The 13,483-nt window shown below is 68.4% G+C and carries 10 protein-coding genes; 5 read left to right on the top strand and 5 right to left on the bottom strand.

What is annotated here, in order from left to right; genetic code table 11:
• Positions 1-24 precede the first annotated feature (24 nt).
• The 4 genes from D1J63_RS12815 to D1J63_RS12800 all read right to left on the bottom strand — a co-directional run bounded on the left by D1J63_RS12815 (position 25) and on the right by D1J63_RS12800 (position 5,092).
• Positions 25-1,062, bottom strand: a complete 1,038-nt coding sequence (locus D1J63_RS12815; protein ID WP_102930863.1) for an ABC transporter ATP-binding protein — start codon at positions 1,060-1,062, stop codon at positions 25-27.
• Between the two features lie 73 nt (positions 1,063-1,135).
• The gene (locus D1J63_RS12810; protein WP_125628977.1) at positions 1,136-2,116 is read right to left on the bottom strand and encodes an ABC transporter permease; all 981 of its coding nucleotides are present in this window, start codon (positions 2,114-2,116) and stop codon (positions 1,136-1,138) included.
• 105 nt (positions 2,117-2,221) lie between these two features.
• Positions 2,222-3,985: an ABC transporter substrate-binding protein gene (locus D1J63_RS12805; RefSeq protein ID WP_125628976.1), complete on the bottom strand. Its 1,764-nt coding sequence runs from the start codon at positions 3,983-3,985 to the stop codon at positions 2,222-2,224.
• 78 nt (positions 3,986-4,063) lie between these two features.
• Positions 4,064-5,092, bottom strand: a complete 1,029-nt coding sequence (locus tag D1J63_RS12800; RefSeq protein ID WP_232249590.1) for an ABC transporter permease — start codon at positions 5,090-5,092, stop codon at positions 4,064-4,066.
• 514 nt (positions 5,093-5,606) lie between these two features.
• Between D1J63_RS12800 and D1J63_RS12795 the strand changes: the two genes are divergently transcribed.
• Genes D1J63_RS12795 through D1J63_RS12775 form a run of 5 tightly spaced genes read left to right on the top strand, consistent with a single transcriptional unit; the run spans position 5,607 to position 11,254 of the window.
• Positions 5,607-7,241, top strand: coding sequence for an ABC transporter substrate-binding protein (locus D1J63_RS12795; RefSeq protein WP_125628975.1), 1,635 nt, complete (start codon positions 5,607-5,609; stop codon positions 7,239-7,241).
• 13 nt (positions 7,242-7,254) lie between these two features.
• The gene (locus D1J63_RS12790; RefSeq protein ID WP_061442707.1) at positions 7,255-8,178 is read left to right on the top strand and encodes an ABC transporter permease; all 924 of its coding nucleotides are present in this window, start codon (positions 7,255-7,257) and stop codon (positions 8,176-8,178) included.
• Positions 8,171-9,151 (top strand): ABC transporter permease, encoded by a 981-nt coding sequence (locus tag D1J63_RS12785; protein ID WP_164712822.1) that lies wholly within the window; start codon positions 8,171-8,173, stop codon positions 9,149-9,151. Before D1J63_RS12790 ends, D1J63_RS12785 begins: the two co-directional genes overlap by 8 nt.
• 8 nt (positions 9,152-9,159) lie before the next feature.
• Positions 9,160-10,143: an ABC transporter ATP-binding protein gene (locus tag D1J63_RS12780; RefSeq protein WP_125628974.1), complete on the top strand. Its 984-nt coding sequence runs from the start codon at positions 9,160-9,162 to the stop codon at positions 10,141-10,143.
• On the top strand, positions 10,136-11,254 hold the full coding sequence (locus D1J63_RS12775; protein ID WP_232249591.1) for a dipeptide ABC transporter ATP-binding protein: 1,119 nt from the start codon (positions 10,136-10,138) through the stop codon (positions 11,252-11,254). Before D1J63_RS12780 ends, D1J63_RS12775 begins: the two co-directional genes overlap by 8 nt.
• A gap of 1 nt (position 11,255) precedes the next feature.
• Here D1J63_RS12775 and D1J63_RS12770 read toward each other — a convergent pair whose 3' ends face one another.
• Positions 11,256-13,379 (bottom strand): prolyl oligopeptidase family serine peptidase, encoded by a 2,124-nt coding sequence (locus D1J63_RS12770; RefSeq protein ID WP_125628973.1) that lies wholly within the window; start codon positions 13,377-13,379, stop codon positions 11,256-11,258.
• Between the last annotated feature and the right edge of the window lie 104 nt (positions 13,380-13,483).

Below are 13,483 nucleotides of genomic sequence, written 5' to 3'. Positions count from 1 at the left end.
TGGTGAAGTCCTGTCTCTTGTACGTCAGTTGTGCCGGATTGCGGCGGATTCGGCGAACAGCTCCTTGCGCTGCTCCTTGGGCAGGTGGCAGGCGGACCCGCGGCCGTTCAGGACGGCGAGCACCGGCTGCTCCGAGGAGCACAGCCCGCCCTCGACCTTCTCGACGAAGGCGCACCGCGGGTGGAAGCGGCAACCGGTGGGCGGGTTGAGCAGCGAGGGCGGCGAGCCGGGGATCGGCTCCAGCGGCACGTCGACCGGTCCGTCCAGGCTCGGCATGGAGCTCATCAGGCCCAGCGTGTAGGGGTGCTGCGGGTCGCGCAGCACCTCCTCCTTCGTCCCGCGCTCCACGCACCGGCCGCCGTACATCACCAGGACGTCGTCCGCGATGTCGGCGATGACGCCGAGGTCGTGGGTGATGAAGACGATGGCGGTGCCGAACTCCTGCTGGAGGTCCTTGAGCAGGTCCATGATCTGCGCCTGGACCGTCACGTCGAGGGCCGTGGTCGGCTCGTCCGCGATGAGCAGCTCGGGGTCGCAGACCAGGGCCATGGCGATCATTGCGCGCTGGCGCATACCGCCGGAGAACTGGTGCGGGTAGTCGTCCACCCGGACCTCCGGCTGCGGGATGCCCACCCGGCGCAGCATCTCGATGGCCCGCGCCCGGGCCTCCTTCTTGGAGGCGCCGGTGTGCTTGCGGTACGTCTCGCCGATCTGCTTGCCGATGGTGTGGTACGGCGACAGCGAGGCCAGCGCGTCCTGGAAGATCATGGCCATCTTGTTGCCGCGCAACCGCTCCAGCTCCCGCTCGGTGGCGGTGAGCAGGTCCTTGTCGTCGAGGAGGATCTCGCCCTCGATCGAGGTGTGGTCCCGGTCGTGCAGGCCCAGGATCGTCAGGTTGGTGACCGACTTGCCGGAGCCCGATTCGCCGACGATGCCGAGCGTCTTGCCCTTGGCGAGGTCGAAGGAGAGCCCGTCGACGGCCTTGACGATGCCGTCCTCGGTGGAGAAGTGGACCTTCAGGTCCCTGACGGAGAGGAAGGGCTGCTGTTCGGTGCTCGTCACGGGGACGCTCCAGGAGGTGATGCGGGGGGTAGCCGGGTGGGGCGGTGGGAGGTGGCGACTACGGCGGCGGAGGTCAGGCGAGCCGGATCCGCGGGTCGATGAGGGCGTAGACCGCGTCGACGATGATGTTGAACATCACGATCGCGCCGGCCGCCAGCACGGTGACGCCGAGCAGCATGGGCAGGTCGCTCTTGAACACGGACTCGATCGCGAGCCGGCCGATGCCCTGGAGGCTGAAGGTCGTCTCGGTGATGATGGCGCCGCCGATCAGGACACCGAGGTCGACGCCGAAGATGGTGACGATGGGGCCCATCGCGCCGCGCCAGGCGAAGCGGAAGAAGACGTTGCGCTTCGACAGGCCCTTGGCCCGCGCGGTGCGCACGTAGTCCTCGCTGAGCTGCTCCACCATCTGGGAGCGCGTCATACGGGTGTAGTTGGCGGTGAAGATGATCGACAACGTCAGCCAGGGCAGCAGCAGGCCGGACACCCAGGCGACCGGGTCGTCGGTCAGCGGCGTGTACGACGGCTGGCTGAGGATGCCGAGCTCACCCACCAGGAAGAACATGGCGATGTAGCCGACGAAGTAGATCTGCAGCGAGGAGCCGAGCAGCGAGAGGGAGCTGGCGAACTTGTCCAGGAACTTGCCCTGCTTCGAGGCCGCGAGCATGCCGGTGCCGACGCCGATGATCAGGAAGAAGATGGCCGCGCCGAAGGCGAGCGACAGGGTCGTGGGCAGCCGGTCCATGATCGTGCCGAAGACGGGCTGACTGTTGGCGAACGAGTAGCCGAGGCACGGCGCCTCGCAGTTGCCGTAACCGGCGTAGTCGCGGCCCGCGAAGATACCGGAAAGCCAGTGCCAGTACTGCATGACGATCGACTCGTCGATGCCCAGGTTCTTCCGGATCTGCTCAAGGTTCTCCGGCGTGCAGTTCTTGCCGCAGGACATCATGGCGGGGTCGCGCGGTACGGCGTAGAAGAGCCAGAAGGTGATGGCGCTGATGATCAGCAGGATGACCAACGCACCGAAGACTCGGCGGACTAGGAAGCGGAACATGGGGCGTGACTTTCCGGACGGGGCGCCGTCGCCGGGGTGAGAGGGGGGTGGGCCTCAGGGGGGCGGCCATAAGGGTGGTGGCCGCCCCCCTGTGCGTCTGCGCGCTTACTTCTTGACGTAGAGCTTGCAGAGCGCGATGCAGGTGTTGCCGTAGTCGAACACGACGTTGCCGATCTTCGATCCGTACATCCAGTTGCGGATCGAGTGGTAGTCGGGCACGACGGCCGCGAGCTCCATGATCTGGCGGTCGATGGCGCCCCAGGCCTTGTTGGCCTCCTCCGCGTCCGCGATCTTGGACGCGGCGTTGATCGCCTTGTTCACGCTCGGGTCGTCCAGCTGGGCGTAGTTGCTGCGGCCGTTGCCGATGTTCTCGCCGCTCCAGCAGGGGTAGAAGACCGAGTAGCCGTTCGGCCAGTCCGGGCTCCAGCCGGCCGCGAACAGGTCGTAGCCGTTGTCGATCTTGCCGATCTGCGTGTAGAAGGTCGACTTGTCGAGCTGCTTGTTGACGACCTTGAAGCCCGCCGCCTCCAGCGCGTTCTTGATCGCGACGGCCTGCTTCAGCGCGTTGTCCGAGGTCTGGTACGCGATGACCAGCTTCTGGCCGACCTTGCCGGCCTCCTTCAGCAGCGCCTTGGCCTTCTCGGGGTCGCCGCCGGGCTTCTTGTCGACCCCGTACAGGTCGAACTCCTCGTGGCCGGGGGTCACCGGGCTGAGGATGGTGGTGGCCAGCTCGCTGGTGGAGGCGCCGCCGCGGATCGTCTGCAGCTGCTGGTGCGGCCAGGCCCAGTTGATGGCCTGACGGACCTTGACGTCCTTGATGCGGGTGGTGTTGATCGGCCAGTAGTAGGTGACCGTGTCCACCGCGGTGAGGACGCGCTTCTTCAGGTTCGGGTCGGTGAGCACCTTGGCGATGCGCTCCGGCGCGACCTCGTTGAAGATCGCCATGGCCTGCTGGTCCTCGCCCGAGTCGGCGATGAAGCGGTCGGTGGCGGCCAGCGGCTGGTAGCCGAACCGGAACTGGTACTCGTCCGGGTAGGCGTTGCGGATGGCGTCCGTCTTCGGGTCCCAGTGCTCGTTGCGCACGTACGTCAGGGACTTGCCGACGCTGCGCTCCTTGATCTTGTAGGGACCGCAGGAGAACGGGCGCTGGTCGTACTTCTGCTTGTTGTCCTTCGCCTTGGGCACGAGGGAGTAGCCGCGCATGGCCAGCGTGAAGTTGAAGTCGGCGCGAGCCTCGTTGAGGCGGAAGGTGATGGTCTTGCCGTCGATCTCGATGGAGTCGAGCTGCTTGCCGTCGTACGGGCCCTTGTACTTGTCGCCGCCGACGAGGAACTGCTGCACGTAGCGCGGGCCCTCGGTGACGAAGTCCGCGAAGAGGCGCTCGAAGGTGTGGCGGACGTCGTCCATGGAGAGGTCGGAGCCGTCCTCCCACTTCACGCCGTCCTTGATGGTGAACGACCAGGTCTTGCCGCCGTCCTTCATCGTGCCGGCGTCGGTGGCGACGTCGCCGACCAGGGTGCAGCCGCCCTTGTCGTCGAGCTTGTAGCCGGTCAGACCGCGCATGATCGGCACGGTGATGGCGCCCTCGGTGGAGACGTAGATCTGCGCCGGGTCCATGTGGTCCATGTCGAACTGGTCGAGCGAGTGGACGATCCCGCCCTTCACCGCGCCCTTGACCTCGGGCGCCGGACCGGTCGAGTCGGCCTTCGTGCCGACGAGGATCTCGACGGTCTTGGTGCCGCTGACCTTCGGGCCGTCGCTCTTGCCGCCGCCGCCCTTGTTGTCGCTGCCGCCACAGGCGGTCAGGACCGAGGAGGAGGCCGCGACGACACCGGTCGCTATGAGGAAGTTTCTGCGGGAGAAAGCCATGGTGAACCTACCAAGGGTGGTCATACGGGACGGAGATGGCCGGCCGGACTCCTGTGTACGGACCGGGGACAGAACGGATCAGCGCTTGGTCTTCGGGTCGAGCGCGTCGCGCACCGAGTCGCCGAGCAGGTTGAAGGCGAGGACGAAGATCACCATGGAAAGGCCCGGGAAGAGCATGAAGGTGAGGTCCTCGGTGTAGAACTGGGCGCCTCGCTGGATCATGACGCCCCAGTCCGGCGTCGGGTCGATCATGCCGACGCCGAGGAATGCCAGCCCCGCCTCGGCGGTGACGAACATCGGCAGCATCAGCGTGGTCTGGATGATGATCGGAGTCCAGAGGTTCGGCAGCAGCTCCTTGAAGACGATGCGCCAAGGAGACGCGCCCGTGACCTTCGCGGCCTCCACGAACTCCCGCTCGCGCAGCCCGAGCACCTGACCGCGCAGCAGTCGGGCGAGGGAGGCCCAGCCGAAGCCGGACAGCACGATGATCAGGGAGATGGCGCGCAGGGAGGTCGGGATGTTCTCGTCCGGCGCGACGAACAGGCCGTAGATGACCGGCATGAACGCGATGAAGAACAGCGTGGACGGGAACGACAGCAGGATGTCGATGAGCCGGCCGACGAAGTAGTCCGTCTTGCCGCCCAGGTAGCCCGCCGTGGTGCCGATGACGACGCCGAGGATGGCCGTGACCACCGTGGCGGCCAGCGCGAGGCCCAGCGAGGTCCGGATGCCGTAGAGCAGGAAGGTGAACACGTCCCGGCCGAGCTGCGGCTCGATGCCGAACCAGAACTCCGAGCTCATACCGCCGTTGGGGCCGGCCGGGTAGGAGAAGGCGTCGAGCAGCTCGGGTCGCTGGCTGGCGTACGTGGTGTACGGGTCCTTGCCGTACAGCTTGGCGATGAGGGGCGCCGCGAGCGCGATCACGAAGAAGAAGATCACGATGCACGCCGATATGACGCCCGTGCGGTCGCGCTTGAAGCGCTTCCAGGCCAGTCGGCCCGGCGAACGGCTCTCGCTGCCCTTGGGGGTGGCGGGCGTGGGTGACTTGTCGACGGTTTCGTCGGTCACCTCGAGCGGGGCGGCCGCTGATGGAGTTGGGGGGGTCATGGTGCTCCTGGCCCAGAGGAGGGTCTGATGACTCCGCAGGGCGTCCCCCTACGGGCTACGCCGGACTTTTTCAACGCAATTCGTTCAAGGTCAATAAAATCTGGCTTGAGTTGACTTTCTCTTTACCTTCTTTACTCGCCCTTGGTCGTTCCGTAGTTACGCGTGTAGCGCCTTGTGATCGATCCGTGCCTTACATCGGGCGAACTGGACTACTCGGGCAAGGCGTTCGTTATGCGGACGTGGGGTGGTCGGAATGCGTACACCGAAGGTTCGCAATCCAACGGTTTCGCATCGGATGGTGAAGATCCGTTGCGTCGTGCGTTCAAGATCCTTTACGGCGGGGGAGCGGGGTGGCCCTCGTCGGCGCCCCGGCCGCCGCACCGCGGGTGTGGGGTTCCTCCAAAGGGAGGTATGCGTGTGCGAGGTGCCCCTTTTGCCCTGATGCTGACCGGTAATGGATCAGCGGACGAGTCAGCGAACGAGCCGGACGAGTCAGGGCACGAGGAGGCACTCCATGCGCGGAGCCACGCACGCCAAATGGGCCGCTTGCGCGGCGGCGGTAGTCCTCGCGGCGACGGCCTGCGGCGGCGGGGGCGGGGACGGCGGCAGCGGCGGGGACGGCGGAGGGGTGCTCAGCTCCTCCTGGGGCGACCCCCAGAACCCGCTGGAGCCGGCCAACACCAACGAGGTGCAGGGCGGCAAGGTCCTCGACATGATCTTCCGGAATCTGAAGAAGTACGACCCCGACACCGGCGAGGCACAGAACATGCTCGCCGAGAAGATCGAGACCTCCGACTCGCAGAACTTCACCGTCACCGTCAAGGACGGCTGGACCTTCAGCAACGGCGAGAAAGTCACCGCCCAGTCCTTCGTGGACGCCTGGAACTACGGCGCGAGCCTGAAGAACAACCAGCGCAACGCCTACTTCTTCGCCTACATCGACGGCTACGACAAGGTGCACCCCGAGAGCGGCTCGCAGAGCGCCGACACGCTCTCCGGGCTGAAGGTGACCGGCCCGCGCACCTTCACCGTCAAGCTCAGCCAGAAGTTCTCCACGTTCCCCGACACCCTCGGCTACCCGGCCTTCGCACCCCTGCCCAAGGCGTTCTTCGACGACCACGACGCCTGGCTGAAGAAGCCGATCGGCAACGGCCCGTACCAGGTCGACAACTACACCCGCGGCTCGCAGATGTCCCTGCGCAAGTGGGACGACTACCCCGGCCCGGACAAGGCGCAGAACGGCGGCGTGGACCTCAAGGTCTACACCGACAACAACACCGCCTACACTGACCTGATCGCGGGCAACCTCGACCTCGTCGACGACGTGCCCGCCTCCCAGCTCAAGAACGTCAAGAACGACCTCGGCGACCGGTACATCAACACCCCCGCCGGCATCATCCAGACCCTCGCCTTCCCGTTCTACGACAACGACTGGAACAAGCCCGGCTCCGAGAAGGTCCGCAAGGGCCTGTCCATGGCCATCGATCGCAAGCAGATCACCGACACCATCTTCCAGCAGACCCGCACCCCGGCCACCGACTGGACCTCGCCGGTCCTCGGCAAGGACGGCGGCTACAAGCCGGGCCTGTGCGGCGACGCCTGCGAGTACAACCCCGAAGAGGCCAAGAAGCTGGTCAAGGAGGGCGGCGGACTCCCCGGCGGCCAGGTCAAGATCACGTACAACGCCGACACCGGCTCCCACAAGCAGTGGGTCGACGCGGTCTGCAACTCCATCAACAACGCCCTGGACAACGACCGCGCCTGTGCCGGCAACCCGGTCGGCACCTTCGCCGACTTCCGCAACCAGATCACCGACCAGAAGATGAGCGGCCCCTTCCGCGCCGGCTGGCAGATGGACTACCCGCTCATCCAGAACTTCCTCCAGCCGCTCTACTACACCAACGCCTCCTCCAACGACGGCAAGTGGTCCAACCAGAAGTTCGACGACCTGGTCGACAAGGCCAACGCCGAGACCGACACCGCCAAGGCCGTGGGCCTCTTCCAGCAGGCCGAGGAAGTCCTCAGGGACGAGATGGGGGCCATCCCGCTCTGGTACCAGAACGGCAGCGCCGGCTACTCCGACCGGCTCTCCGACGTCAAGCTCAACCCGTTCAGCGTCCCGGTCTACAACGAGATCAAGGTCGGCTGAGGGGGCGGGCGCGATGGGACGCTACGTCGTCCGGCGGCTGCTCCAGATGATCCCGGTCTTCATCGGGGCCACGCTGCTGATCTTCCTGATGGTCAACGTGATGGGCGACCCCATCGCGGGGCTGTGCGGCGACCGGGAGTGCGACCCGGCGACGGCCGCGCAGCTGCGGCACGAGTTCGGCCTCGACCAGCCCGTGTGGCAGCAGTACGCGACCTACATGGGCAACGTCTTCACCGGCGACTTCGGCACCGCCTTCAACGGCCAGCCGGTCACCGAGCTGATGGGCACGGCGTTCCCGGTCACCATCCGGCTGACCATCGTCGCGATCCTCTTCGAGATCATCGTCGGCATCGTCCTCGGCGTTGTCACCGGCCTGCGCCGCGGCCGGCCCGTCGACACCGGGGTGCTGCTCCTCACCCTCGTCGTCATCTCCGTCCCCACCTTCGTCACCGGCCTGCTGCTCCAGCTGCTGCTCGGCGTCAAGTGGGGCTGGATCGACCCGGCCGTCTCCTCCGAGGCGGCCTTCGGCGAGCTGATCGTCCCCGGCCTGGTCCTCGCCTCGGTCTCGCTGGCCTACGTCACCCGGCTGACCCGCACCTCCATCGCGGAGAACCGGCGCTCCGACTACGTCCGCACCGCCATCGCCAAGGGGCTGCCCCGCCACCGGGTCATCACCCGGCACCTGCTGCGCAACTCCCTCATCCCCGTCGTCACCTTCATCGGCACCGACATCGGCGCCCTGATGGGCGGCGCCATCGTCACCGAGCGGATCTTCAACATCCACGGCGTCGGCTACCAGCTCTACCAGGGCATCCTGCGCCAGAACACCCAGACCGTGGTCGGCTTCGTCACCGTCCTGGTCCTCGTCTTCCTCGTCGCCAACCTCGTCGTCGACCTCCTGTACGCCGTACTCGACCCGAGGATCCGCTATGCCTGATCAGGAGCCCTACGAGCCCGAACGCGCCGTCGCCGGCACCGGCATGGGCGGCACGATGGACCTCGGCGCCAGCGAGGCGATCACGCTGGAACAGCCGCCCGGACCGGACGGCGCCGACCCGAAGGAAAAGCCCCGCAGCCTGTGGTCCGACGCCTGGCACGACCTGCGCCGCAACCCCGTCTTCATCATCTCGGCCCTGGTGATCCTCTTCCTGATCGTCATCTCCCTCTGGCCGTCCCTCATCGCCTCCGGCAGCCCGCTCAAGTGCGACCTGGCCAAGGCCCAGGAGGGCTCCCAGCCCGGTCACCCGTTCGGCTTCAACGGCCAGGGCTGCGACGTCTACACCCGCACCGTCTACGGCGCCCGCACCTCGGTGGCGGTCGGCATCCTCGCCACCCTCGGCGTCGCCGTCCTCGGCAGCGTCCTCGGCGGCCTCGCCGGGTTCTTCGGCGGCGCCGGGGACGCGGTCCTGTCCCGCATCACCGACATCTTCTTCGCGATCCCGGTCGTCCTGGGCGGCCTGGTCCTGCTCTCCGTCATCACCAGCAACACCGTCTGGCCGGTCATCGGCTTCATCGTGCTGCTGGGCTGGCCGCAGATCTCCCGCATCGCCCGCGGCTCCGTCATCACCGCCAAGCAGAACGACTACGTCCAGGCGGCCCGCGCCCTGGGCGCCTCCAACTCCCGCCTCCTGCTGCGCCACATCGCGCCCAACGCCATCGCCCCCGTCATCGTCGTGGCGACCATCGCGCTCGGCACCTACATCTCCCTGGAGGCGACCCTGTCCTTCCTCGGCGTCGGCCTCAAGCCGCCCAGCGTCTCCTGGGGCATCGACATCTCCTCCGCCGCCCCCTACGTGCGCAACGCCCCGCACGCCCTGCTCTGGCCCTCCGGAGCCCTCGCCATCACCGTCCTCGCGTTCATCATGCTCGGCGACGCGGTGCGCGACGCCCTCGACCCGAAGCTGAGGTGAGCCGCCGCATGCTGCTCGAAGTGCGCGACCTGCACGTGGAGTTCCACACCCGCGACGGCGTCGCCAAGGCCGTCAACGGCGTCAGCTACGGCGTGGACGCGGGCGAGACCCTCGCGGTGCTCGGCGAGTCCGGCTCCGGCAAGTCCGTCACCGCCCAGACGATCATGGGCATCCTCGACATCCCGCCGGGCAGGGTCACCGCGGGGGAGATCCTCTTCGAGGGCCGGGACCTGCTGAAGCTGAAGGAGGAGGAACGCCGGAAGGTCCGCGGCGCCGAGATGGCGATGATCTTCCAGGACGCGCTGTCCTCGCTGAACCCCGTCCTGACCGTCGGCGCCCAGCTCGCCGAGATGTTCACCGTGCACCGCGGCATGTCCCGCAAGGACGCCCACGCCAAGGCCGTCGAGCTGATGGACCGGGTGCGCATCCCGGCCGCGAAGGAGCGGGTGAAGCAGTACCCGCACCAGTTCTCCGGCGGTATGCGCCAGCGCATCATGATCGCGATGGCGATGGCCCTGGAACCCAAGCTGATCATCGCCGACGAACCGACCACCGCGCTCGACGTCACCGTCCAGGCCCAGGTCATGGACCTGCTCGCGGAGCTCCAGCGCGAGCTGCACATGGGGCTCATCCTCATCACCCACGACCTCGGTGTGGTCGCCGACGTCGCGGACAAGATCGCGGTCATGTACGCGGGCCGCATCGTGGAGACGGCCCCGGTCCACGACATCTACAAGGCACCCGCCCACCCGTACACCCGCGGCCTCCTGGAATCCATCCCGCGCCTCGACCAGAAGGGCCAGGAGCTCTACGCCATCAAGGGCCTGCCGCCCAACCTCACCCGCATCCCGCCCGGCTGCGCCTTCCACCCCCGCTGCCCGATGGCCCAGGACGTCTGCCGCACCGACGTACCGCCCCTGTACGACGTGACGGAGTCCGACGCCGAGCGGGGCAGCGCCTGCCACTTCTGGAGGGAGTGCCTGCATGGCTGAGACCACCGAGCCGATCCTCGAAGTCCGCGGCCTGGTCAAGCACTATCCGCTGACCTCCGGCATCCTCTTCAAGAAGCAGGTCGGCGCGGTCAAGGCCGTCGACGGCGTGGACTTCGAACTGGCCCGCGGCGAGACCCTCGGCATCGTCGGCGAGTCCGGCTGCGGCAAGTCCACGGTCGCCAAGATGCTGGTCAACCTGGAGAAGCCGACGGCCGGCGAGATCCGCTACAAGGGCGAGGACATCACCCGCCTGTCGGGCAGGGCCCTGAAGTCCGTACGCCGGAACATCCAGATGGTCTTCCAGGACCCCTACACCTCCCTCAACCCCCGCATGACGGTCGGCGACATCATCGGCGAGGCCTACGACATCCACCCCGAGGTGGCCCCCAAGGGCGACCGGCGGAAGCGGGTCCAGGACCTGCTGGACGTGGTCGGCCTGAACCCGGAGTACATCAACCGCTACCCCCACCAGTTCTCCGGCGGCCAGCGCCAGCGCATCGGCATCGCCCGGGGTCTGGCGCTGCGCCCCGAGATCATCGTCGCCGACGAGCCGGTCTCGGCCCTCGACGTGTCCGTGCAGGCCCAGGTGATCAACCTGATGGGCCGCCTCCAGGACGAGTTCGACCTCTCCTACATCTTCATCGCCCACGACCTGTCGATCGTCCGGCACATCTCGGACCGGGTCGGCGTGATGTACCTGGGCCGCATCGTGGAGACGGGCCGGGACGCGGAGATCTACGACCATCCGACCCACCCGTACACCCAGGCGCTGCTGTCCGCCGTCCCGGTGCCCGACCCGGAGGCCCGGGAGCACCGGGAGCGGATCATCCTGACCGGCGACGTGCCGTCCCCGACCAACATTCCCTCCGGCTGCCGCTTCCGCACCCGCTGCTGGAAGGCGCGGGAGCGGTGCGCGCTGGAGGTGCCGGCGCTGGCCGTCCCCGCCGAGTTCCGGGGCGTCTCCGGACCCGCGGCCCACGACTCGGCGTGCCACTTCGCGGAGGAGAAGCGGGTGGTGCCGCCGGAGGAGCCCGGGACGGCCGAACCGCCCGGGCCGCCCGGAGACCGGGGCCCGGGCGGTTCGCACCGGGAGGACGCCGAGGGCGCGTGACCTACGCCGGTGCGGGCAACGACCGCGTGAGGAAGTCCACCTGGAGCAGCAGCAGGTTCTCGGCGACGGACTCCTGCGGGGTCATGTGCGTGACGCCGGACAGCGGCAGCACCTCGTGCGGCCGCCCGGCGGCCAGCAGCGCGGAGGACAGGCGCAGCGAGTGGGCGACCACCACGTTGTCGTCCGCCAGCCCGTGGATGACCATCATGGGCCGGTGCGGCTCGACGGCGTCGACCAGCCCGGCGTCGTCGATCACCGAGTTGCGGCGGTAGACGTCCGGCTGCTCGCCGGGGTCGCCGAGGTACCGCTCCTCGTAGTGGGTGTCGTAGAGCCTGAGGTCGGTGACCGGGGCGCCGACCACGGCGGCGTGGAAGACGTCCGGCCGGCGCAGCACCGCGAGCGCCGCCAGGTAGCCGCCGAAGGACCACCCCCGGATGGCGACCCGGTTCAGGTCCAGCGGGAAGTCGGCGGCGAGGGCCTGGAGGGCGTCCACCTGGTCCTGGAGCACGACGGCGGCCACGTCGTCCTTGACGGCCTTCTCCCAGGCGGGGGAGCGCCCCGGAGTGCCCCGCCCGTCGGCGACGACCACGGCGAACCCCTGGTCGGCGAACCACTGGGAGGTGAGGTGGGCGTTGTGCGCGGCGACGACGCGCTGGCCGTGCGGTCCACCGTAGGGGTCGAGGAGGACGGGGAGGGGGGCGTCACCGTGGTAGTCCGTTGGCATAAGCACGGCGCACGGGACACGCCGTGCGCCCCCCTGAGTGAGGGTCACGCGCGGGGACAAACCGGGGTCTTCCGCATACGAGGCGACGGTCGCCGCCGGCTTCCCGTCCCGCAGCACCTGGACCCGCGCCCCGGGCCGGTCGAGGGTGGCGGACACGAGGACGGTCACGCCCCCCGCGCGCACCGCCGAGTGCACGCCGGGCTCCTGCGACAGGCGCTCCACACCGAGTTCGTTCACCCGGTACACGTGCACCTCGCCGATCTCGTCCTCGGCCGCCTCCTCGCCCGCCGAGGCCGAGACCAGCACGTCGTCGGCGCCGACGTCCAGCACCGCCCGCAGGTGCAACTGGGCTCCGGTGAGCGGACGTTCACCGACCGCCAGCACCCGGGCACCGCCCTCGTCGGCGATCCGCACCAGCTGCCCCGAGGGGCTCCAGCAGGGCGCACCGGGGAAGAGTTCCAGCCAAGTTGGATCTTCATCGGCGTGCACCATCCGGGTCGTGCCGGACTCGGTGTCCACCGCCAGGTAGAGCTGGCTGCGCTGGTCGCGCGCCTGTACGAGAAGCAGTGGCGCACCCGCCGCTGACCAGTGCACTCGCGCCAGATACGGATACCGGGCCCGGTCCCAGAGAACCTCCGTGCGCCCCCCGTCGAGATCGACGACGAACAGCCGTACGTCCGCGTTCGGGGTGCCCGCCGCCGGATAGGGCACGTGGTGTGGATCACGTTCGGGGTGGGCCGGGTCGGAGATCCACCAGCGTTGCACCGGCGTGTCGTCCACGCGCGCCACCAGCAGCCGGTCCGACTCCGGGCTCCACCAGAAGCCCCGGCTGCGGGCCATCTCCTCGGCCGCGACGAACTCGGCGAGCCCGTACGTGACGCCCTCGCCGTCCGCCTCGGCCAGCGCCCTGTCACCGTCCCCCTCGGCGCCCACGACGCGCAGGGCGCCTCCGGCGACGTAGGCGATGTGCCGGCCGTCGGGGGAGGGGCGGGGGTCGATCACCGGCCCGGGGACGGACAGTTCGCGGGCGGTGCCGACCCGCAGCTCGGCCGCGAAAAGCCGCCCCGACAGCGCGAATGAGGCCAGCTCGACCGCCGCGTCGGTGGCGTAGCCGACGATCCCGGCACCGCCCTCGCGGCTGCGCTCACGCCGGGCCCGTTCCTCGGGCGACAGGCGCTCCTGGGCGCCGCCGAGCAGGGCGCGCGGGTCGGCGGCGACGCGCTCCCCGCCCTTCTCGATGTCGAGGATCCACAGTGCGTTGGCCCGGTCCGTACCGGTGCCGGAGCGCAGGAAGGCGACCCGTGAACCATCGGGTGCCACGGTGAACGAACGCGGCGCGCCGAGCGTGAACCGCTGGGTGCGGGCGTGCCGTTTGGGGAAGGAGTCGGACTCGGTCGTCATGCCATGACCATATTGGCCATGCGCCCCCTTGTGCGGCCGTGCGCCGAGAGATGCGCGCGCACGGATAGTTATGATCACTAGCGCATAGTGGGTATCAACCAGGT

The organism is Streptomyces sp. KPB2, assembly GCF_003950055.1.
In the GTDB taxonomy this organism is placed as follows: domain Bacteria; phylum Actinomycetota; class Actinomycetes; order Streptomycetales; family Streptomycetaceae; genus Streptomyces; species Streptomyces salinarius.
This window is presented reverse-complemented; position numbering and strand designations above follow the sequence as displayed.